This window comes from Streptacidiphilus sp. P02-A3a, assembly GCF_014084105.1.
GTDB lineage: Bacteria > Actinomycetota > Actinomycetes > Streptomycetales > Streptomycetaceae > Streptacidiphilus.
Map to the genome: position 1 here is coordinate 7910077 of NZ_CP048289.1, position 20540 is coordinate 7930616.

Genomic DNA, 20540 nt, shown 5'->3' on the forward strand with positions numbered 1-20540 from the left:
CCGTCCTGTTCCTACGTGTGCCTACTCCGGGTTGTCCGCCAGGCTGCGCGCGGCGATGACGCTGTGTGACAGCGCCGTCCGGGCGTACGCCGGGGAGGCCCCGGCCAGACCGCAGCTGGGGGTCACCACGACGTGTCGCGACAGCAGTGCCGGGTCGAGCCCCAGCCTGCGCCACAACCTCCTGACACCGCTGACACTACCGGCCGGGTCCGACAACCCGGGTTCCAGCGGCGGGACGACACCGGCGAGCAGTACCAGGCCGTCCTCCACCCCCTCACCGATCACCTCGTCGTCACGCTCCGTCAGCAGGGACAGGTCCAGCGACACCGCCGCCGCCCCGGCCCGGCGCAGCAGCGCCAGCGGCGGGTTCGGCGCGCAGCAGTGGACCACCACCGGCACGCCCAGGCCGTCGACCACGGCCCGCAGCCGCTCCTCGGCGAGCTGCCGGTCGATCGCGCGCAGCCGCTGCCAGCCGCTGGCGGTGGGCACCTGCCCGGCCAGCACGGCCGGCAGCGAGGGCTCGTCCAGTTGCAGCAGCGGCTGCGCCCCGGGCACCCGGCGGTGCAGCTCGTCCAGGTGCCCGCGCAGGCCCTCGATCAGCGAGCCGGTGATGTCGCGGACCGCGCCGGGGTCGGCCAGGGCCTTCTCCCCGCGCTGTAGTTCGACCCCGGCGGCCAGCGTCCACGGGCCGACCGCCTGGACCTTCAGCGGGCCGGTCCAGCCCTGGGTGAACTCCTCCAGGGCGTCCAGGTCCTCGCCGAGCCAGGACCTGGCCCGCCGGGTGTCGCGCCCCGGGTGGTCGCCGAAGCGCCAGCCGGAGGGTTCGACCCGGGCGAACAGCTCGACCAGGAGGCCGAGGCTACGGCCGATCATGTCGGCGCCGGGGCCGCGCGCGGGCAGCTCGGCGAGGTGCGGCAGCACCTCCAGCGAGCCGGTCACGGTCTTCGCGGCCTCCCGCGCGTCGGTCCCTGGCATCGACCCGACGCCGGTCGCACCGACGCCGTCCAACTGCGGAAACGTGCTCTTCGACATCACGCCCGCAGCGTACGGGACCGGGCCGCCCCGGCGCGGGTCAGCGGCGGTCGGCGCCGATCAGCGTCCCGGGCGGACGGTGAGGTCGGTGATCTCGGCGTCGCGCGGCAGGTCCAGCGCGCTGAGGACGGTGGCGGCCACCGACTCCGGGTCGATGTAGGCGTCGGCGTCGTAGGGCAGCCCCTCCTGGGCGCGCACCTTCTGCTGCATGGCGGTCGCGGTGCGGCCCGGGTAGACGCTGGTCACCCGGATCCCGTTGGCGCGCTCCTCGGCGCGCAGCGAGTCGGCCAGCGCCCGCAGCCCGTGCTTGGACGCCGCGTAGGTGCCCCACTCGGCGTGCGCGTACAGCCCGGCACCGGAGTTGACGAAGACCACCTGGCCGCGGCCGACCCGCAGCGTCGGCAGGAACAGCCGGGTGAGCTCGGCCGGGGCGATCAGGTTCACCGCCAGCGTCTCGTTCCAGACCTTGGTGGTGAGGTCGCCGACGGTGCCGAGCTGGACCACGCCCGCGATGTGCAGCAGCGAGTGCAGTTCCACCGGCTGGGGCTGCTGGCCCAGCGCCCAGGAGAGGCGGTCCGGCGCGGACAGGTCGCCGATCAGGGTGTGGCTGCCGGGGAAGCGCGCCCGCAGCCGCGCCGCCCGACCGGCGTCCCTGGCCAGCAGCCACAGCTCCTCGCCGCGTTCCGCCAGCCGCGTGGCGACCGCCGCGCCGATGCCCGAGCCCGCTCCGGTGATCAGATGTGTTCCCATGCGTTCAGCAGTATCACGTTCGCGACCGGGGATGTTCGGCCACCATGGGGCCTCTGGAAGCAGCGCGATGGCCCAGGGGGACGAACGTGAGTGACGCAGCGGACGCCGGACACATGATCGTGTGCGGCGGTGACTCCCTGACCCACCGTCTGGCGCTCGACCTGATCCACCTCTACCGCGAGCGGGTGACCCTGATCATCCCCAGCCTGACCGAGGGGCACGGGCCGCAACTGGCGGCGCTGGCCACCGAGGACGGCTCGGTGGCGGTGATCGCCGGGCGCGGTCCGGACGAGACCACGCTGATCGCCGCCGGGGTGCAGCAGGCCACCGCGCTCGCGCTGACCATGGACGACGACTCGGTGGTCACCCAGGCCGCGCTGCTCGCCCAGGGCCTCAACCCGCGGCTGCGGCTGGTGCTGCGGATCTTCAACATCACCCTCGGGCAGCGGCTGGAGAACCTGCTGAACCGCACGCCCGGACCGGCGGGCGGCTCGGCCGCGGTGCTGTCGGCCTCGGACACCGCCGCCCCGGCGCTGGTCTCCTCCGCGGTGCCCGGCCGGAACCAGGTGATCCCGATCAACGGCGGGACCTTCTCGGTGGTGGAGGCGCCGGTCGGCGCCCCGCCCGGCGCGGACGTCCCGCTGGCCCTGCTCGGACCGCGGACCGACCACGCGGTGGGGACCGGTGACACCCCGCTGCACGCGCTGCTGCCCTCGGCCGGGCAGGTCTCCGGCACCGACGCCGCGCGTACCCGGGCGGTGCTGCGGCTGCGGCACGACCCGGACGAGCCCGCGCCACCGGCCCCCCGCTTCCGCCGGATCCCGTTCGGCGCGCTGTTCTCGCGGCGGCTGCGGCTGGCCGGGCTGGGGCTCGCGGTGCTGATCGCGACGCTCAGCGTGGCCACCAGTCTGGCCACCGGCGACGCGCTGCCGCTGTCGCTGTACCTGGTGCTGATGGACGTCTTCGGGCTGGGCAACCCGGCGCTCGGGGCCTCGCTGGCGCGGAAGGTGCTGCAACTGGCGGCGGCCTTCACCGGAATGATGATCATGCCGCTGGTGCTGGCCCTGGTGCTGGAGAACCTGGGCGCGCTGCGCGGCGTCAGCACGCTGAACCGCCCGCTGCGGACCACCACCGACCACATCGTGGTGGTCGGCCTCGGCAAGGTGGGCACCCGGGTCATGGAGCGGCTGTCGGACCTGCGGGTCCCGGTGGTCGCGGTGGAGCGCGATCCGGACGCGCCGGGGCTGGCCCGGGCCCGCGCCCGGCGGGTACCGGTGGTGATCGGGGAGATCTCCCAGCCCGCCGTCTACCGCTCCGCCCGGATCGCCCGCTGCCAGACGCTGATGGCGCTGACCAGCAACGACAGCGTGAACCTGGAGGCGGTGCTGTACGCCAGGGAGCGCCGCCCGGACCTGCGGGTGGTGCTCCGGCTGTTCGACGACGCCTTCTCCGGCACGGTCTACCGGGCGCTGCGGGCCTCCTATCCGCAGGCGCCGACCCGCAGCCGCAGCGTGTCCTACCTGGCCGCGCCCGCGTTCGCGGCGGCGATGATGGGACGCCAGGTACTGGCCGCGATCCCGGTGGAGCGGCAGATGCTGCTGGTCGCGGCGGTGAGCCTGCGCGACCGGGCGGCCTCGGGCGCGGTGACCGTGGGCGAGGCGTTCCGTCCCGGCGGCTGGCGGGTGGTCGCGGTGCTGGCGGCCGACGACCACCTGATCTGGAACCCGGACCCCGACCGGCCGTTGGCCGCCAACGAGCAGGTGATCGTGGTCGCCACCCGCGAGGGCCTGGGCCTGCTGCTTCAGCGCGGCCTGGACGTCCCGGCACCCGTTCCGGCCGTGGGCGAGCCGCCGGTGGTGCCGCCGCAGCCGGGCGGGTACGGCGCCCCGGGCGGGCTGCCCGGCGCGGTGCCGGGCGGGGTGCCGGTCGGGGCCGCGCACGGGGTCCGCTTCCGGCGCGGCGCCTCGGCCGTGCCGCCGCTGCCGCGGCTGCCCCGGGCGCAGCCCGCCGCGCCCTACCCGCCGATCAACGAGGAGGAGCTGCACGCCGATTCGCGCCGGGTGGTGGCCAGGAACCAGCAGCTCCGCGAGCAGGAGCGGCGGCAGCCCGGGGAGCGGGCCGCCGGGGAGCAGCCGCCGGACGATCAGTCGGCCGGGCCCTCCAGGTAGGCCAGCACCTCGGCGCCGTCGGCCGCGAAGCGGACCAGCGAGTCCAGCGCGGCCGGCAGGAAGCCTTCCCGCTCCATCCGCCGCAGCTGGGTCCGCAGCCCGTCGTAGAAGCCGTCGGTGTCCAGGAAGACCACCGGCTTGCGGTGCTGCTTGTGCTTCTTCAGCTCGACCGCCTCGGTGACCTCGTCCAGCGTGCCGAGGCCGCCGACCAGGACCACCACCGCGTCGGCGCGGGCCAGCAGTTCGGCCTTGCGGGCGGCCAGGTCGACGGCGGTCACCAGCTCGTCCGCGCCCTGGTACGCCTTGTGCGCCAGCAGTTCCACGCTGACGCCGACCAGCCGCGCCCCGGCGGCCCTGGCCTCGTCGGCTATCTGGCCCATCAGCCCGGCGTGCGAGCCGCCCCAGACCAGGGTGTGGCCGTGCTCGCCGAGCAGCTTGGCGAACTCCCGGGCCGGGGCGGTGTAGCGCTCGTCCAGGTCGTTGGCGGAACAGAAGACGGTGATGTTCACAGGGTTCCCCCGGGGAAGGTGCGGCGACGAAGAGGTCAGCTGGACAGCGCGGTGCGGGCGGTGGTGGCGATGGTCGCGGAGCCGACCACCCGGGTGCCGTCGTAGAGCACCACGGCCTGCCCGGGCGCGATGCCGCGCGCCGGTTCGGCCAGCTCGACCCGCAGTTCGCCGCCGACCAGCTCGGCGGTGACCGGTACCGGCTCGCCGTGGGCCCGCAGCTGCGCGGAGTAGCTGCCCGGGCCGACCGGCGCCGGGCCGCACCAGCGCGGCCGGACGGCGCTGAGCGCGGCCACGTCCAGCGCCTCGACCGGGCCGACGGTGACCCGGTTGTCGACCGGGGAGATGTCCAGCACGTAGCGCGGCTTGCCGTCGGCGGCCGGGTGGCCGATCCGCAGGCCCTTGCGCTGGCCGATGGTGAAGCCGTACGCGCCGTTGTGCTCGCCGAGGCGGGTGCCGTCGACGTCGACGATCTCACCGGTCCTGGCGCCGAGCCGGCGCTCCAGGAAGCCCTGGGTGTCGCCGTCGGCGATGAAGCAGATGTCGTGGCTGTCGGGCTTCTGGGCGACCGCGAGGCCGCGCCGGTCGGCCTCCGCCCGGACCAGGTCCTTGGGGGTGTCGCCGAGCGGGAAGACGGCATGGGCCAGCTGCCCGGCGTCGAGCACCCCGAGCACGTAGGACTGGTCCTTGGCCGGGTCGACCGCGCGGTGCAGCTCGCGGGCGCCGTCGGGGGCGGTGACGATCTGCGCGTAGTGGCCGGTGCACACCGCGTCGAAGCCCAGGGCGACCGCCTTGTCCAGCAGCGCCGAGAACTTGATCTTCTCGTTGCAGCGCAGGCAGGGGTTGGGGGTGCGTCCGGCGGCGTACTCGGCGACGAAGTCGTCGATGACGTCCTCGCGGAAGCGTTCGGCGAGGTCCCACACGTAGAACGGGATGCCGATGACGTCGGCGGCGCGGCGGGCGTCGCGGGCGTCCTCCAGCGTGCAGCAGCCGCGCGCGCCGGTACGGAAGGACTGCGGGTTGCCGGACAGCGCCAGGTGCACGCCGGTCACCTCGTGTCCGGCCTCGGCCACCCGCGCGGCGGCCACGGCCGAGTCCACCCCGCCCGACATCGCGGCGAGCACGCGCAGCCGCCCCCCGCCGAGGGAGGTGGAGGTTTCGTCAGGAGCCCCAGGGAAGTCATTCATGATGCGTCCAGGGTACGTGCCCCACGGAAGCGCCTTTTCCCGGCGGTCACCGGAGCCACGGCGGGTCAGCGGCGGACGTTGGCCGCGCTCGCCATCCGGGCCCGCTCGATCACCGGTCCGATCGCCGCGAGCAGCGCCGCGACGTCCGCCTCGGTGGAGGTGTGGCCGAGCGAGAACCGCAGCGAGGCCCGGGCCAGTGCCGGTTCCACGCCCATCGCCAGCAGCACGTGGCTGGGTTGCGGCACCCCGGCCGAGCAGGCGGAGCCGGTGGAGCACTCGATGCCGCGCGCGTCGAGCAGCATCAGCAGCGCGTCGCCCTCGCAGCCGGGGAAGGAGAAGTGCGCCCCGGCCGGCAGCCGTCCGCCGGGCCGCAGCCCCGGGTCGCCGTTGAAGACCGCGTCCGGGACGGCCGCGAGCACCCCGGCGACCAGCGAGTCGCGCAGCGCGGCGACCGCCGGGGCGTACTCCGGCCGGCGGCACACGGCGATCTCGGCGGCGGCGGCGAACCCGGCCGCCGCCGGCACGTCCAGGGTGCCGGAGCGGACGTCCCGCTCCTGGCCGCCGCCGTGCAGCAGCGGCACCGGACCGGCCGCGCGGGAGAGCACCAGCGCGCCGATGCCGTAGGGGCCGCCGATCTTGTGGCCGGTGACGGTGAGCGCGTCCAGCCCGGAGTCGGCGAAGGAGAGCGGCAGCTGGCCGAAGGCCTGCACCGCGTCGGCATGCATCGGGATGCCGAACTCCCTTGCGACAGACGCGAGTTCGACGATCGGCTGGATCGTGCCGACCTCGTTGTTGGCCCACATCACGGTGATCAGGGCGATGTCGGACGGGTCGGCGGCGATGGCGGCGCGCAGCGCCTCCGGGTGGACCCGGCCGTAGCCGTCCACCGGCAGCCAGTCGATCCGGGCGCCCTCGTGCTGCTCCAGCCACTCGACGGCGTCGAGCACGGCGTGGTGCTCGACCGGGCTGCACAGGATCCGCACCCGGGCCGGGTCGGCGTCCCGGCGGGCCCAGTAGAGGCCCTTGACCGCCAGGTTGTCGGACTCGGTGCCACCGCCGGTGAACACCACCTCGCTGGGCCGGGCGCCGAGCGCCTGGGCCAGGGTTTCCCGGGACTCCTCGATGACGCGGCGGGCGCGGCGGCCGGCGGCGTGCAGGGAGGAGGCGTTGCCGGTGCTGCCGAGGTGTGCGGTCATCGCAAGCACCGCTTCGGGCAGCATCGGTGTGGTCGCCGCGTGGTCGAGATAGGGCATGGCGGGTCAAGTGTAGAGGGGATCCGACACCGCTCGTGGACACCGGTCCCGAGTGCGCCCCCGGCGGCGGCCCGGACCGGCGGGCACGCTCGCGTTGCAACCCGCGCAACGGCTGCCTAAGCTCCGTCCACACCCGCTCGACGGGATCGCGAGACGACCAGCGGTCGGACCACGCCGCAGGGGGCAGCAGCAGATGGCGCAGACAGTGGACAGGGCCCTGGTGATCCTGGCCTCCCTGGCCGAGGGACCGGCCTCGCTGGAGCAGGCGGCGAACCGGATCGGCGTCCACAAGTCGACCGCGCTGCGACTGCTGCGCACGCTGGAGGAGCACGGCTTCGTGCACCGCCAGTCGGACTACCGCTACCGCCTCGGCGGCAAGCTGTTCTCGCTGGCCCAGCTGGCGCTGGAGAGCATCGACGTCCGGGTAGTCGCCGCACCGCACCTGGCCGACCTGAACGAGCGCTGCGGCCACACCGTGCACCTGGCCGTGTACGAGGACGGCGAGGTCACCTACGTGGACAAGCTGGAGAGCCGCTACCCGGTCCGGATGTACTCGCGGATCGGCAAGCGCGCCCCGCTGACCGCCTCCGCCGTCGGCAAGGTGCTGCTGGCGGACCTGCCGGAGGCGCGGCGGCGGGAGGTGGTGGAGGCGCTGGAGTTCCCCGCGTACACCGCGCGCTCGCTGCGGCTCCCGACCGAGCTGCTGGCGGAGCTGGAGGTGGTCCGCAAGCAGGGCTGGGCGGTCGACCGGGGCGAGTACGAGGAGACGGTCAACTGCGTGGCGGTGCCGATCCGGGGGGTGGACGGGCGGGTGATCGCGGCCTGCTCGATCTCCACCCCGACCGTGGTCGCCCCGCTGGCGGCGCTGCGGCGGCTGGTCCCCGACCTGCTGCGGACCGCCGAGGCGGTCTCCCAGGAGTACGGCGGCCGGGCCGACCAGTAGCGCCCGCCCCCGCCCCGGAGGGACTCCGACGGGACGTCACCCCTCCTCGCCGAGGCTGCTGGCGCTGCCCCGGTGCCAGGCCCTGGGGGCCCGCCACTCGTACCGCAGCGCCAGCATCCGCACCGTGAAGGCCACCAGCGCCGCGCTCGCGCCGGTGACCGCGCCGAGGTGGTGCACGGCGATCAGCCCGGCCGTGATCGCGCCGCCGACCAGCGCGGGCACCGCGTACAGCGAGCGGTCCCAGCGCAGCAGCGAGGGGACCTCACTGACCAGCAGGTCCCGGGCGACCCCGCCGCCCGCCGCGGTGAGCACCCCGAGCGCGACCGAGGCGACCGCGCCCAGGCCGTAGTCGTGGGCCTTGGCGGTGCCGGTGACGCAGAACAGGCCGAGGCCGAGCGCGTCCAGGGTCTGCACCGCGTTGTTGATCCGCGCCACCTCCGGATGCAGGAAGAACACGACCAGCGCGGCGACCAGCGGGGTGAGGAAGTAGCCGCGGTTCTCGAACGCGGCCGGCGGCACCGCGCCGATGATCACATCCCGGATCAGTCCGCCACCCAGCGCCGTCGCCTCGGCCAGCACCGCGATGCCGAAGATGTCGAGGTTCTTGCGCACGGCGAGCAGTCCGCCGGAAAGCGCGAAGACGAAGATCCCGATCAGGTCCAGCGTCTGCTGTACGTCGGGCGAGAACAGTCGCGAGGTGGTCACAGCCACTGTTCTATCTGCTTCCGGGGCAACCGGAAGGCTGGCGCCCCGCTTTTTGAATGCGGCCATTCAATGCACTCCAGGTGCCCCGATTCACACATCGGAAACACTGGGCGTCCCACCCCTCAGACCGAAGTGTAAAGATCAAGCAAAATGCACCACTCCGAGGGGTGGTCGGGCATAAAGCTATAAAACGGACATAAAAGTCGCAGGTCGTGTCAGTGGGTGATCATCGAGCGTCCCATATAGCCGTATATAACGGACATTCGATCGTCGTGTCATGATCCCGCATGATCTCATTCTGGTCTCAGCCGGGTTCGTGCTCTTGAGTAGCGAAAATCGGCATGCGTAGAGTCCCCTAACACCGCGCCGCGATACGAACTTCTGAACTGAGATCCGGGGATGTCTGCACGATGACCACACAGCCCCAGCCCACCGGCTCCCACACCGATGCCACGACATTGGTGTCCGACACGGCTGACTCATCGCAGGGCCCCGAGCCCGCGGCCGCCGCGATCGCCGGCCGCTCGCCGGCCCAGATGGCCTGGGCCCGGCTGCGCCGCGACCGTGCCTCACTGGCCGCACTGATCGTGACGGTCATCTTCCTGCTGGCCGCCGCGTTCTCGCCGCTGCTGTCCAGCCTGGAGGGCTGGGGACCGGTGTCGGCCGACCTCAAGGCGATCGACCCGAACACCGGCAACTTCCCGATCGGTTCGCTCGGCGGCATCAGCGGCCACCACTGGCTCGGCGTCGAGCCGGGCACCGGGTACGACGTCTTCTCCCGGCTGATCTACGGCCTGCGCACGTCGCTGCTGGTCTCGCTGTCCGCCGCGATCATCTCCACGGTGCTGGGCGTGGTCGTCGGACTGGCCGCCGGGTACTTCGGCGGCAAGATCGACAGCTTCCTGAACTGGGTCATGAACATCATGCTGGCGTTCCCGCAGCTGCTGTTCATCATCGCGCTCACCCCGGTCATCACCAACGCCGTCTCCACCAACAGCCACGGCGGCACCAGTGAGACCCTCCAGCTCGGCACGATCGTCGTGATCATCTCCGCCTTCGCCTGGGCCTACACCGCCCGGCTGGTCCGCGGGCAGGTGCTCTCGCTGCGCGAGCGCGAGTTCGTCGACGCGGCCCGGATCATGGGCGCCGGCTGGGGGCACATCCTGTTCAAGCAGCTGCTGCCGAACCTCTGGGCGCCGATCCTGATCTCCTTCGCGCTGGCGATCCCCACCAACATCGCCACCGAGGCCGCGCTGTCCTACCTGGGCGTGGGCGTCGTCACGCCCAACCCGGACCTGGGCGCCATGCTCAACGCGGCCACCCAGTACTACCTCTACGACCCCACGTACATGCTCGTCCCCGGTATCGCGCTGCTGCTCGTCGTGCTGGCGCTGAACCTGCTGGGCGACGGTGTGCGTGACGCCCTCGACCCCCGCGCGAACCGGGCCTGACCCCGTCGCACCGAAGCATCCCGCGCCGCTTGCCCCGAACCGGGCGGCCACCAGGGCGGGTAACCGAGAAATCACCAAGGGAGACCCTCACATGATGCGCAACAAGCGCACGGTCGCCATGACCGCTATCGCGATATCTGTCGCCCTGGGAGCCACCGCCTGCGGCGGAAGCAAGTCCACCGGCGGCAGCGGCACCACCGGATCAAAGATCTCGGGTGGCACCCTGGTCTACTACGCCGAGGACGACTTCAACCACATCGACCCGCAGCGTACGTACACCACGCAGGGCATGAACATCGACCAGCTGCTGGTGCGCACCCTGACCGGGTGGAGCCAGTCCCCCGGCAGCGGCGCCCCGAAGCTGGTCGGCGACCTGGCGACCAACACCGGTGTCCCCAGCAACGGCGACAAGACCTGGACCTTCACCCTGCGTCCCGGCGTCAAGTGGCAGGACGGCACCCCGGTCACCTCCTACGACGTCAAGTACGGCGTCGAGCGCGCGGCCTCGCCCGACATCAGCAGCGGCACCACCTACTGGACCTGGCTGGTCGGCTCGGCCAACTACAAGGGCCCGTACTCGGGCGCCGAGCTGCCGTCGATCCAGACCCCGAACGCCAGCACCATCGTCTTCAACCTGAGCTCCGCCCAGCCCGAGTTCCCGCAGGCCGCCGCGATGGACACCTTCGCCGCCGTGCCGAAGGCCAAGGACACCGGCTCCGCGTACGACACCAGCGTGTTCTCCGACGCCTCGTACGAGATCAAGTCCTACGTGCACAACAAGGAAATGGTTCTGGTCAAGAACCCGAACTGGTCCGCCGGCAACGACCCGATGCGCGAGCAGAACGTCAACGAGATCGACATCAAGTTCGGTCAGGACCAGGCGTCCATCGACCAGCTGATGAAGGCCGACCAGGGCGACGCCCAGAACGCGGTCATCGAGGACCCGATCGCGGGCACCGACCTCACCCCGTTCACCATGGACCCGGCCCTGAAGTCGCGGATGCACAACATCGCGACCCCCGGTGTCGACTACATCGCGATGAACACCACGACCATCACCAACGTGAAGGTCCGTGAGGCGATCGGCGACGCGATCAACAAGGAGACCTACCGCGGCGCCATGGGCGGCTCGGCGTACGGCGACATCGCCACCAGCTTCCTGCCCACCGGCACCCCGGGCCGGATCGCGTACAACCCGTACAACAACACCGGCACCGGCAACATCCCGGCCGCCAAGGCGCTGCTCCAGCAGGCCGGCGTGTCCCACCTGACCCTCTCGCTGGCGGTCGAGAACGACCCGACGCACGAGAAGGCGGCCGACACGATCGTCAACTCGCTGGCCCAGATCGGCATCACGGTCAACGTCAAGCCGGTCGACCGCGCCACCTACTTCAACAACATCGGCACCCCGGCGAACAAGTACGACCTGATCTGGGCCGACTGGTTCGCCGACTGGCCGAGCGCCGCCACCATCGACCCGGTGCTGCTCGACGGCCGCCTGATCCAGGCCCAGGGCAACAACGACTACTCGATGCTGAACGACAAGGTCGCCGAGCAGAAGCTGGACGCGGCCGGGGCCAAGACCGACCCGACCGCCGAGGCGGCCGCGTACGGCCTGGCTGACCAGTACATCTTCCAGACCGACTTCCCGCTGGTGCCGCTCACGTACCGCAACCAGACCGAGATGTCCGGCGACCACGTCGGCGGCCTCACCGAGGACACCATCATCGGCGAGCTCGACCTGACCCACGTGTACCTCACCAACTAGCAGTCCCCCGAGGTGAGCTGACGCTCACTTCGACCCGGGTGCGGCGCGCATCCGGTCCGGTCGGCGACGGAGACCCGTCGCCGACCGGACCGGCGCCGCCCCCCAACCCATCAGCACCGTCATCCCGCGCAGGTCAGATCCCCGCCGGCCGACAACGAGAGGGAGGCGGGCCAGGCCTCACCGCCCGGTCCGAGCACCACATGACTCGTTACCTCATTCGTCGCCTCCTGAGTGCTGTCGCCATCATCGTGGTGATCAGCTTCATCACCTTCCTCATCTTCTTCGCCGTCCCGTCGAGCCCGGCGGTGCTCGCCTGCGGCAAGACCTGCACCCCGGAACGCATCGCCCAGATCAACCAGGCGCTCGGGCTGAGCAAGCCGATCCTGGTGCAGTACTGGGACTTCGCCTACGGCTTCTTCAACGGACGCACCTTCGGCGGCAGTTCGGTGCCGATCCAGTGCAACTTCCCTTGCCTGGGCATCTCGTTCCACGACAACTCCAACGTCTGGGACACCCTGATGGGCCGCGCGCCCGCCGACATCTCGCTGGCGATCGGCTCAGCCGTGGTCTTCCTGATCACCGGCCTGGGCCTGGGCATCGTGTCGGCGATCCGCAAGGGCAAGGCGATCGACAAGTTCGCGGTCGGCTTCGCGCTGTTCGGGATCTCACTGCCGATCTACTTCACCGCGCTGATCCTGCAGTACTTCTTCGTGGACAAGTGGGCGCTGCTCCCCTCGCCCAACTACACCCCGATCACCCAGGACCCGAGCCAGTGGTTCCAGGGCCTGATCCTGCCCTGGGCGTCGCTGGCGATCGGCTTCCTCGCCTTCTACACCCGGCTGACCCGCTCGACCATGCTGGAGACCATGGGTGAGGACTACGTCCGCACCGCCCGCGCCAAGGGCCTGTCCCGGCGCAGCGTGATCTTCAAGCACACCCTGCGGGCCGCGATCACCCCGATCGTCACCATCTTCGGCATGGACTTCGGCTACCTGATCGGCGGCGCCGCGGTCATCACCGAGTCCGCGTTCGGCATCCCCGGCATCGGCTCCCTCGCCGTACAGTCGGTGGAGAACTCCGACCTTCCCGTCATCATGGCCACCACGCTGTTCGCCGCCGTGGCCGTGGTGCTCGCCAACGTCGTCGTCGACGTCGTCTACGGCATCATCGACCCCCGCGTCCGCCTCGCCTGACCCCGGCGAAGCCGGCAAGCAGCACAGCCAAGCCAGAACAGCCGAGCCTGAACCATCCGGCGCGGGTCGGCGACCCCGACCCCCCGTCGACTTAGGAAGTACCAGTGGCCCTCGAACTCTCGACGCAGAATCTGCCGGTCGACCCGCCGTCCACGTTCCTCGACGTCCGGGACCTGCGCGTGCACTTCCCCACCGAGGACGGCCTCGTCAAGTCGGTGGACGGGGTGTCCTTCACACTGGAGAAGGGCCGGACGCTCGGCATCGTCGGCGAGTCCGGCTCCGGCAAGTCCGTCACCAGCCTGGCCCTGCTCGGCCTGCACAAGGGCACCCGGGCCCAGGTCTCCGGCGAGATCTGGGTGGACGGCGAGGAACTCGTCGCCATGCCGGAGAGCGACATGCGCACCCGGCGCGGCAACAAGGTCTCGATGATCTTCCAGGACCCGCTGTCGGCGCTGCACCCCTTCTTCACCGTGGGCGCGCAGATCGCCGAGGCCTACCGGGTGCACCACAAGGTCTCCAAGAAGGAGGCCCACACCCGGGCGGTGGACATGCTCAAGCGGGTGGGCATCCCGCAGCCGGACAAGCGGGCCAAGAGCTACCCGCACGAGTTCTCCGGCGGTATGCGCCAGCGCGCCATGATCGCCATGTCGCTGGTCTGCGACCCGGAGCTGCTGATCGCGGACGAGCCCACCACCGCCCTGGACGTCACCGTCCAGGCGCAGATCCTGGACCTGATCCGGGACCTCCAGCAGGAGTTCGGCTCGGCCGTCATCATCATCACCCACGACCTGGGCGTGGTCGCCGAGATCGCCGACGACATCCTGGTCATGTACGGCGGCCGGCGCATCGAGTACGGCAGCGTCCGGGACGTCCTCAAGGCGCCGGAGCACCCCTACGCCTGGGGTCTGCTCCAGTCCATGCCGCACCTCGGCGGCGACGTCGGCACCCGGCTGAACCCGATCCCCGGCTCCCCGCCGAGCCTGATCAACCTGCCGACCGGCTGCGCCTTCCACCCGCGCTGCGAGCACAGCGACCTGGTCCCCGGGAACCGCTGCGTCACCGAGCGGCCGGAGCTGCGGCCGGTGCCCGGCACCGACAAGCACATCGCGGCCTGCCACCTCGACAGCGGCAGCAAGACCAAGATCCGCAGCGCGACCGACCGGCTCGCGAAATGACCGCGGCGGACGAACAGGAGCATGGCGTGAGCACCACCGACACCATTCCCGCCCCGCGCGAGGAGTCCCGGCCCGAGGCGAGCGGGGAGGCGCTGCTGGAGGTCAAGAACCTGCAGATGCACTTCCCGATCCGCCAGGGCATCGTCTGGCAGCGCCAGGTCGGCGCGGTCCGCGCGGTGGACGGCGTGGACTTCAGCGTCCGCGCGGGTGAGTCGCTGGGCCTGGTCGGCGAGTCCGGCTGCGGGAAGTCCACCACCGGCCGCCTGGTCACCCGGCTGCTGGAGCCGACCGACGGCAGCATCCGCTTCGACGGCGAGGACATCACCCACAAGCGGGTGTCCAGCATGCGCGAGGCCCGGCAGAACCTGCAGATGATCTTCCAGGACCCGTACTCCTCGCTGAACCCGAGGCACACGGTCGGGACCATCATCGAGACCCCGATGAAGCTCAACGGGATCAACCCCGAGCAGGGCCACAAGCGGCGCGCCCAGGAGCTGCTGGAGATCGTCGGCCTCAGCCCCGAGCACTACAACCGCTACCCCAACGAGTTCTCCGGCGGGCAGCGGCAGCGCATCGGCATCGCCCGCGCGCTGGCACTGAAGCCGAAGCTGATCGTCGCCGACGAGCCGGTCTCGGCGCTGGACGTGTCCATCCAGGCGCAGGTGGTCAACCTGCTCCAGGACCTCCAGCGGGAGTTCAACCTGGCGTTCGTGTTCATCGCGCACGACCTCGCGGTGGTCCGCCACTTCTCCGAGCGGGTCGCGGTGATGTACCTCGGCAAGATCGTCGAGATCGCCGACCGGGAGACGCTGTACCTGCGTCCGCAGCACCCCTACACGCACGCGCTGCTGTCGGCGGTGCCCGAGGCCGACCCGGACAGCGAGTCCCGCCGGGAGCGGATCCGGCTCACCGGTGACGTCCCCAGCCCGATCAACCCGCCCTCCGGCTGCCGCTTCCGCACCCGCTGCTGGAAGGCCCAGGACATCTGCGCCGCCCAGGAGCCGCCGCTGGTGCAGCTGTCGGGTTCGCCCGAGGGGCACCAGGCCGCCTGCCACTTCCCCGAGGTTCGGCAGGTCGTCGCGTCGGAGTGATCCGGCCGACCGGTCGAGGGGGCGCGCCGCCACGGCGCGCCCCCTCACTGCTGCCCTGCCCCGGCTGTCTGCCGTGCCCCGGCTGGTGCGGCGCGTCTCCGGCTGGTGCGGCGCGTCTCCGGCTCTCCGGCTAGTGCAGCGGCTGCGGGTAGCCGTAGGCCGGGTGGACCGCCGACTCGCGGTCGTAGAACGGCACCACCCGGACCCGCAGCCACAGCGCCACCGGGTCGTACGGGTCGGACATCGCCACCGTGGAGACGTCCACTCCGGTCGGCGCGGCGGGCAGCGCCTGCTCCATCATCAGCCGCACCGACTCCACCGCCGCCGGACCGGCCTCGTACAGGTCGAGCCCGATCGCCAGGTAGGGCTCGCCCCAGGCCGGGCGGACCCAGCCCCGGCGCAGCGAGCGCACCGCCGGCGTGTTCCGCGCCGCCTGCCGCAGCGCGGTGTAGAAGTCCTCGGCGGGCACCGTCGCCGCCTCGATCCGCAGCGGCCCCGCGGGCAGCCGGTCCAGGCCGCCCGCGATCCGGCGCAGGTCGGTCCAGGGCACGCCGACGCCGCCCCCGGGCTGGTGCGGGTTCAGCCACAGCCCCCAGCGCTCCCGGTACAGCGAGGCGGCGATCTCCCGGCCGGGGCTGACCTGGTGCGCCCGGGGCCAGCCGCTGGCCGCCAGCTGCTCGGCGGAGGTCACGCACGGCGCGTAGCCGAACCGGCCGACCTCCAGGTTCCCGTACTGGGCGTCGGGCTGTCCGGACTCGCCGTGCCAGAGCAGCATCCACACCTGCCCCTCGCCGAGGGCGCGCAGCAGTTCCTCGTACGCCTCGTAGCGCCCGGGGGCCACGCCCCGCAGGGCCCGCTCGATGGCGTCACCGTCACCTGTCCGGACCACTGTGCCGCCGCCCTCTCCCCCGAGTCCCGATGCCCGTGCTGTGCGCTGTCCCTCGCCTGGCCGGTGATCCGCCGCTGTGTCCGAGCCGCTGCTGCCCCGCCGCCGGTGCGCCGGCCGCAGAGCGTCTCAGCCTATCCCGCTAGCCCCGGGCGAAGAACGGCTGCACGCAGGTCCGCATCCAGTCGACCAGCGGGTCGTCGGCCAGGTCCAGCAGCACGATGCCGACCTCCCAGGGCAGCGGCACGGCGCCCAGGGCGCGGCCCAGGGCCAGCGTGGCCGCCTGCTGGTCCTCCGGTTCGGCCCGGGCCAGCTCGACCCCGACGAACAGCTTCTCCTGGTCGGACTCGACCTGGACCAGGGCCCGACGGGCCGTCAGTACCACCGGTGTGACCGCGAGTTCGCCGATCGCGGCGACCAGGAACTCGACCGGGTCCTCGTGCGCCCCGGGTACCCGCAGGCCCAGCCGACTGCCCCCCGGCGCCCGGTTCCCGCCGCCGCTCGGATCGGTCCCGCGCAGCTCCGGCACGCCCGCGGCCGGGATCGGGATGCCGACCGCGCCCTCCGGGTTGATCACGATGCCGACGCCCAGCGGCATGCCCTCGGCCAGCTCGTGCACCGGCGCGACCGCGAACGGCAGGTTCCCGGCGATCAGCCGGAACTGCTCCTCGGAGCTGAACACCGGCACGAAGGGCTGCCCGGCGAGCTCGGTGGTCGGCAGGTCCAGGGTCGCCCCGTCCCGGGTCGGGCCGCCCGGCAGCGGCAGCCAGACGTGGCTGCGGCGCAGCACCTCGACCACCCGCGGCGTCGCGCCCGGATCGCCCAGCGCCGCCGTCAGCACCTGCTCCAGCTCGTTTGCGGGCCATCCGCCCGTGGCGTTCTGCGCCGGAATCCCGGGGTGCTGCATCGTCCCTACCACCGTTCTGCGACTTCGGTACCCGCAGGGAGCATAACCAGCGGCGCTGTCGACGATGCCGCGACCGGCGGGCGACAGCTGCGCCGTGTCGGTGCTCCGTGCCATGATGAGCCCGACGAACAACTTCACACCGGCCGTTCGAACCCACACGGGAGAGCCGGGCCGACCCACCGCCCCCCGGGGCCGGGGGTGTCGCAGCCGGCGCCGAAGGAGCAAGCCTTCCCCGGAATCTCTCAGGCACAGCTACCGTGCGGGCGAGGCACATCTGGAAAGTGGCAGACCCGGCATCCGGTGTCGGCCCACCAACGGTGCAAGCCACAGACGTCCGCTCCGGCGGGCTGTCCGCTCCGGCGGGTGTGTGGTGAAGCTCTCAGGTTGCAGCGACAGAGGGGGAGCCCTGCCGCAGCATGCCCTGCATGTGCCCTGACCGAGCACCAAGGAGTTCCCCATGTCCTCGTCACCCACGCCGTCCGCCGCCGCCGAGCCGCCGCTGCGGCACACCGCGCTGGACGCGGTGCACCGCGCCCTGGGCGCCACCATGACCGACTTCGCGGGCTGGGACATGCCGCTGCGCTACGGCAGCGAGCGGGAGGAGCACAACGCCGTCCGTACCCGGGCCGGCCTGTTCGACCTCTCCCACATGGGCGAGATCACCGTCGCCGGGCCGCAGGCCGGGGAGCTGCTGGACCACGCGCTGGTGGGCTTCGTCTCGGCGCTCGCGGTGAACCGCGCCCGCTACACCATGATCTGCGCCGCGGACGGCGGCATCCTGGACGACCTGATCGTCTACCGCACCGGCGAGTCCGAGTTCCTGGTGGTCGCGAACGCCTCCAACGCGCAGCTGGTGCTGGACGAGCTGACCGCGCGCGCCGAGGGCTTCGACGCCGCCGTCCGCGACGACCGCGACGCGTACGCGCTGATCGCGGTCCAGGGCCCGGAGGCCACCGCCATCCTGGCCCCGCTGACCGGCGCCGACCTGCCCGGGCTGAAGTACTACACCTCGCTCCCCGCGACCGTGGCCGGCCGCCCGGCGCTGCTGGCGCGCACCGGCTACACCGGCGAGGACGGCTTCGAGCTGTTCACCGCCCCCGAGCACGCCGAGGCGCTGTGGGCGGCGCTGACCGAGTCCGGTGCCGGGCGCGGGCTGGTCCCCTGCGGCCTGTCCTGCCGCGACACGCTCCGGCTCGAAGCCGGGATGCCGCTGTACGGGCACGAGCTGAACACCTCGCTGACGCCCTTCGACGCGGGCCTCGGCCGGGTCGTCCGCTTCGACAAGACCACCAACGACGGCGCCTTCGTCGGCCGCGAGGCGCTGGAGAAGGCCGCCGAGCAGGCGCAGGCGCAGCCGCCGCGGGTCCTGGTGGGCCTGGTCTCGGCCGGACGCCGGGTGCCGCGCGCGGAGATGGCCGTGGTCTCGGTCGCCGACGGCGCGGTGATCGGCGCGATCACCTCCGGCGCGCCCTCGCCGACCCTGGGCAAGCCGATCGCGATGGCGTACCTGGACGCCGCGCACGCCGCGCCCGGCACCACCGTCGCGGTGGACGTGCGCGGGACGCACGAGCCGGTCGAGGTGGTCGCGCTGCCGTTCTACAAGCGCGCCCGCTGAGCCCGTCCCCCCTCCTGCCCTCTTCGTCGCCCCCGCCGCCTCGCCGCGCCGGGGACCCCGCCGCCTGCCGTCCGGGCGGCCCGTTTCGCCCGCCCCCGCCTCATCCTGGAGAATCACTCTCATGAGCAACCCCCAGCACCTCACCTACAGCAAGGAACACGAGTGGCTGACCGCCGTCGAGGACGGCGTGGCCACCGTGGGGATCACCGAGTTCGCCGCCACCGCCCTCGGTGACGTGGTCTACGTCCAGCTCCCCGAGGTCGGCACGACGGTGTCGGCCGGCGAGACCTGTGGCGAGCTGGAGTCGACCAAGTCGGTCAGCGACCTCTACTCCCCCGCCACCGGCGAGGTCGTCGAGGCCAACCAGGCCGTCGTGGACGACCCCTCGCTGGTGAACTCGGCTCCCTTCGCCGAGGGCTGGCTGTTCAAGATCCGCATCGACGGCACCCCCGAGGGTCTGCTGTCGGCCGACGAGTACTCCGCCTTCACCGGCGCCTGACCTCTCCGAGGAAGAATCCATGACGGTCCTGAACCAGTCCCTGCACGCGCTCGACCCCGAGGTCGCCGCGGCCGTGGACGCCGAGCTGCACCGCCAGCAGTCAACCCTGGAGATGATCGCCTCCGAGAACTTCGCCCCGGTGGCGGTGCTGGAGGCCCAGGGCTCGGTCCTCACCAACAAGTACGCCGAGGGCTACCCCGGTCGCCGCTACTACGGCGGCTGCGAGCACGTCGACGTGGTCGAGCAGCTCGCGATCGACCGGATCAAGGCGCTGTTCGGCGCCGAGCACGCCAACGTCCAGCCGCACTCGGGGGCGTCCGCCAACGCCGCCGCGATGTTCGCGCTGATCAAGCCGGGCGACACGATCCTGGGCCTGGACCTGGCCCACGGCGGGCACCTCACCCACGGCATGAAGATCAACTTCTCGGGCAAGCTCTACAACGTGGCCGCGTACCACGTGGACCCCGAGACCAGCCTGGTCGACATGGAGGAGGTCGAGCGGCTCGCCAAGGAGCACCAGCCGCAGCTGATCATCGCGGGCTGGTCCGCCTACCCGCGCCAGCTCGACTTCGCCGCCTTCCGCCGGATCGCCGACTCGGTCGGCGCGCTGCTGATGGTGGACATGGCGCACTTCGCCGGTCTGGTCGCGGCGGGGCTGCACCCCTCCCCCGTGCCCTACGCCGACGTGGTCACCACCACCACCCACAAGACCCTCGGCGGCCCGCGCGGCGGCGTGATCCTGTCCAAGGCCGAGTACGCCAAGAAGATCAACTCCGCGGTCTTCCCCGGCCAGCAGGGCGGCCCGCTGGAGCACGTGATCGCGGCCAAGGCCGTGGCCTTCAAGGTCGCCGCCTCGGACGAGTTCAAGGACCGCCAGCAGCGCACCCTCGCCGGCGCCAAGATCCTCGCCGAGCGGCTGACCCGCGCGGACGCGACCGAGGCCGGGGTGTCCGTGCTCTCCGGCGGCACCGACGTCCACCTGGTCCTGGTGGACCTGCGCAAGTCCGAGCTCGACGGCCAGCAGGCCGAGGACCGGCTGCACGCGGTGGGCATCACCGTCAACCGCAACGCGGTCCCGTTCGACCCGCGTCCGCCGATGGTCACCTCCGGGCTGCGGATCGGCACCCCGGCGCTGGCCACCCGAGGCTTCGACGCCGAGGACTTCACCGAGGTCGCCGACATCATCGCGGAGGCCCTCAAGCCCTCGTTCGACGACGCCACCCGCGCCGCACTGGCCGCCCGGGTCACCGCCCTGGCCGCCAAGCACCCGCTCTACCCGGACCTGTAAGCCGGATCCGCAGTCCCTGTCTGTCGCCCGTCCAGGACCCGTGTAACTGGAAGCACAGTCCGGGACGCCCCAGATCGGCCGGGGCACCGCGCACACTGGAAGGTGTGCCGGTGCCCCGTTCCA

The 20540-nt window shown here is 72.1% G+C and carries 18 protein-coding genes and 1 riboswitch; of the genes, 10 read left to right on the forward strand and 8 right to left on the reverse strand.

Annotated elements, in window-relative coordinates; all coding sequences use genetic code 11:
- Positions 1-21: 21 nt before the first annotated feature.
- Entirely contained in the window at positions 22-1032 is a 1011-nt protein-coding gene (locus GXP74_RS33285) for a methionine synthase (RefSeq protein ID WP_182456803.1), read from the reverse strand.
- 60 nt (positions 1033-1092) lie between these two features.
- The gene (locus tag GXP74_RS33290) at positions 1093-1782 is read right to left on the reverse strand and encodes an SDR family oxidoreductase (RefSeq protein WP_182454968.1); all 690 of its coding nucleotides are present in this window, start codon (positions 1780-1782) and stop codon (positions 1093-1095) included.
- A gap of 86 nt (positions 1783-1868) precedes the next feature.
- Between GXP74_RS33290 and GXP74_RS33295 the strand changes: the two genes are divergently transcribed.
- Positions 1869-3950 (forward strand): NAD-binding protein, encoded by a 2082-nt coding sequence (locus GXP74_RS33295; protein WP_182454969.1) that lies wholly within the window; start codon positions 1869-1871, stop codon positions 3948-3950.
- Here GXP74_RS33295 and GXP74_RS33300 read toward each other — a convergent pair.
- The 3 genes from GXP74_RS33300 to GXP74_RS33310 all read right to left on the reverse strand — a co-directional run bounded on the left by GXP74_RS33300 (position 3926) and on the right by GXP74_RS33310 (position 6896).
- Complete coding sequence (locus GXP74_RS33300) at positions 3926-4459, reverse strand: TIGR00730 family Rossman fold protein (RefSeq protein ID WP_182454970.1); 534 nt, start codon at positions 4457-4459, stop codon at positions 3926-3928. The two genes, GXP74_RS33295 and GXP74_RS33300, sit on opposite strands and share 25 nt — an antisense overlap.
- A gap of 35 nt (positions 4460-4494) precedes the next feature.
- The gene (gene mnmA / locus GXP74_RS33305; RefSeq protein WP_182454971.1) at positions 4495-5643 is read right to left on the reverse strand and encodes a tRNA 2-thiouridine(34) synthase MnmA; all 1149 of its coding nucleotides are present in this window, start codon (positions 5641-5643) and stop codon (positions 4495-4497) included.
- A 65-nt stretch (positions 5644-5708) separates the two neighbouring features.
- Entirely contained in the window at positions 5709-6896 is a 1188-nt protein-coding gene (locus tag GXP74_RS33310; protein WP_182454972.1) for a cysteine desulfurase family protein, read from the reverse strand.
- Between the two features lie 193 nt (positions 6897-7089).
- Here GXP74_RS33310 and GXP74_RS33315 point away from each other — a divergent pair, with 193 nt between their 5' ends.
- A complete protein-coding gene (locus GXP74_RS33315) occupies positions 7090-7839 on the forward strand; it encodes an IclR family transcriptional regulator (protein WP_182454973.1) in 750 nt (249 codons plus the stop codon).
- A gap of 36 nt (positions 7840-7875) precedes the next feature.
- On the opposite strand, the gene GXP74_RS33320 is transcribed toward GXP74_RS33315, so the two are convergent.
- Positions 7876-8550, reverse strand: a complete 675-nt coding sequence (locus GXP74_RS33320; RefSeq protein WP_370468491.1) for a trimeric intracellular cation channel family protein — start codon at positions 8548-8550, stop codon at positions 7876-7878.
- A 404-nt stretch (positions 8551-8954) separates the two neighbouring features.
- Here GXP74_RS33320 and GXP74_RS33325 point away from each other — a divergent pair, with 404 nt between their 5' ends.
- The 5 genes from GXP74_RS33325 (at position 8955) to GXP74_RS33345 (ending at position 15222) form a co-directional block, all read left to right on the forward strand.
- A complete protein-coding gene (locus GXP74_RS33325; protein ID WP_182454975.1) occupies positions 8955-9995 on the forward strand; it encodes an ABC transporter permease in 1041 nt (346 codons plus the stop codon).
- Positions 9996-10086: 91 nt separating this feature from the next.
- Complete coding sequence (locus GXP74_RS33330; protein ID WP_182454976.1) at positions 10087-11763, forward strand: ABC transporter substrate-binding protein; 1677 nt, start codon at positions 10087-10089, stop codon at positions 11761-11763.
- 200 nt (positions 11764-11963) lie between these two features.
- The gene (locus GXP74_RS33335) at positions 11964-12956 is read left to right on the forward strand and encodes an ABC transporter permease (protein WP_182454977.1); all 993 of its coding nucleotides are present in this window, start codon (positions 11964-11966) and stop codon (positions 12954-12956) included.
- 104 nt (positions 12957-13060) lie between these two features.
- The gene (locus tag GXP74_RS33340) at positions 13061-14131 is read left to right on the forward strand and encodes an ABC transporter ATP-binding protein (RefSeq protein ID WP_182454978.1); all 1071 of its coding nucleotides are present in this window, start codon (positions 13061-13063) and stop codon (positions 14129-14131) included.
- Entirely contained in the window at positions 14128-15222 is a 1095-nt protein-coding gene (locus GXP74_RS33345; RefSeq protein WP_182454979.1) for an ABC transporter ATP-binding protein, read from the forward strand. The genes GXP74_RS33340 and GXP74_RS33345 overlap by 4 nt, the downstream gene beginning before the upstream one ends.
- Before the next feature lie 130 nt (positions 15223-15352).
- Here GXP74_RS33345 and GXP74_RS33350 read toward each other — a convergent pair whose 3' ends face one another.
- Both GXP74_RS33350 and GXP74_RS33355 read right to left on the reverse strand, forming a co-directional pair.
- Positions 15353-16111, reverse strand: coding sequence for an enhanced serine sensitivity protein SseB C-terminal domain-containing protein (locus GXP74_RS33350; protein WP_225448370.1), 759 nt, complete (start codon positions 16109-16111; stop codon positions 15353-15355).
- Positions 16112-16250: 139 nt separating this feature from the next.
- Complete coding sequence (locus GXP74_RS33355) at positions 16251-17015, reverse strand: enhanced serine sensitivity protein SseB C-terminal domain-containing protein (RefSeq protein WP_182454980.1); 765 nt, start codon at positions 17013-17015, stop codon at positions 16251-16253.
- A 148-nt stretch (positions 17016-17163) separates the two neighbouring features.
- A riboswitch (glycine riboswitch) is annotated at positions 17164-17283 on the forward strand.
- A 189-nt stretch (positions 17284-17472) separates the two neighbouring features.
- Between GXP74_RS33355 and gcvT the strand changes: the two genes are divergently transcribed.
- The 3 genes from gcvT to glyA all read left to right on the forward strand — a co-directional run bounded on the left by gcvT (position 17473) and on the right by glyA (position 20417).
- Positions 17473-18630, forward strand: coding sequence for a glycine cleavage system aminomethyltransferase GcvT (gcvT, locus tag GXP74_RS33360; RefSeq protein WP_182454981.1), 1158 nt, complete (start codon positions 17473-17475; stop codon positions 18628-18630).
- 121 nt (positions 18631-18751) lie between these two features.
- The gene (gene gcvH / locus GXP74_RS33365; protein WP_182454982.1) at positions 18752-19129 is read left to right on the forward strand and encodes a glycine cleavage system protein GcvH; all 378 of its coding nucleotides are present in this window, start codon (positions 18752-18754) and stop codon (positions 19127-19129) included.
- Positions 19130-19148: 19 nt separating this feature from the next.
- Positions 19149-20417, forward strand: a complete 1269-nt coding sequence (glyA, locus tag GXP74_RS33370) for a serine hydroxymethyltransferase (protein WP_182454983.1) — start codon at positions 19149-19151, stop codon at positions 20415-20417.
- Positions 20418-20540: the final 123 nt, after the last annotated feature.

Excerpts from the sequence above, each read along its gene's own strand:
- GXP74_RS33335 (WP_182454977.1), top strand. The coding sequence starts at position 11,964 with ATGACTCGTTACCTCATTCGTCGCCTCCTGAGTGCTGTCGCCATCATC.
- GXP74_RS33325 (WP_182454975.1), top strand. The coding sequence starts at position 8,955 with ATGACCACACAGCCCCAGCCCACCGGCTCCCACACCGATGCCACGACA.
- gcvH (WP_182454982.1), top strand. The coding sequence starts at position 18,752 with ATGAGCAACCCCCAGCACCTCACCTACAGCAAGGAACACGAGTGGCTG.
- GXP74_RS33315 (WP_182454973.1), top strand. The coding sequence starts at position 7,090 with ATGGCGCAGACAGTGGACAGGGCCCTGGTGATCCTGGCCTCCCTGGCC.
- GXP74_RS33285 (WP_182456803.1), bottom strand. The coding sequence starts at position 1,032 with ATGTCGAAGAGCACGTTTCCGCAGTTGGACGGCGTCGGTGCGACCGGC.
- GXP74_RS33355 (WP_182454980.1), bottom strand. The coding sequence starts at position 17,015 with ATGCAGCACCCCGGGATTCCGGCGCAGAACGCCACGGGCGGATGGCCC.
- GXP74_RS33345 (WP_182454979.1), top strand. The coding sequence starts at position 14,128 with ATGACCGCGGCGGACGAACAGGAGCATGGCGTGAGCACCACCGACACC.
- glyA (WP_182454983.1), top strand. The coding sequence starts at position 19,149 with ATGACGGTCCTGAACCAGTCCCTGCACGCGCTCGACCCCGAGGTCGCC.
- GXP74_RS33310 (WP_182454972.1), bottom strand. The coding sequence starts at position 6,896 with ATGCCCTATCTCGACCACGCGGCGACCACACCGATGCTGCCCGAAGCG.
- gcvT (WP_182454981.1), top strand. The coding sequence starts at position 17,473 with ATGTCCTCGTCACCCACGCCGTCCGCCGCCGCCGAGCCGCCGCTGCGG.
- mnmA (WP_182454971.1), bottom strand. The coding sequence starts at position 5,643 with ATGAATGACTTCCCTGGGGCTCCTGACGAAACCTCCACCTCCCTCGGC.
- GXP74_RS33330 (WP_182454976.1), top strand. The coding sequence starts at position 10,087 with ATGATGCGCAACAAGCGCACGGTCGCCATGACCGCTATCGCGATATCT.
- GXP74_RS33290 (WP_182454968.1), bottom strand. The coding sequence starts at position 1,782 with ATGGGAACACATCTGATCACCGGAGCGGGCTCGGGCATCGGCGCGGCG.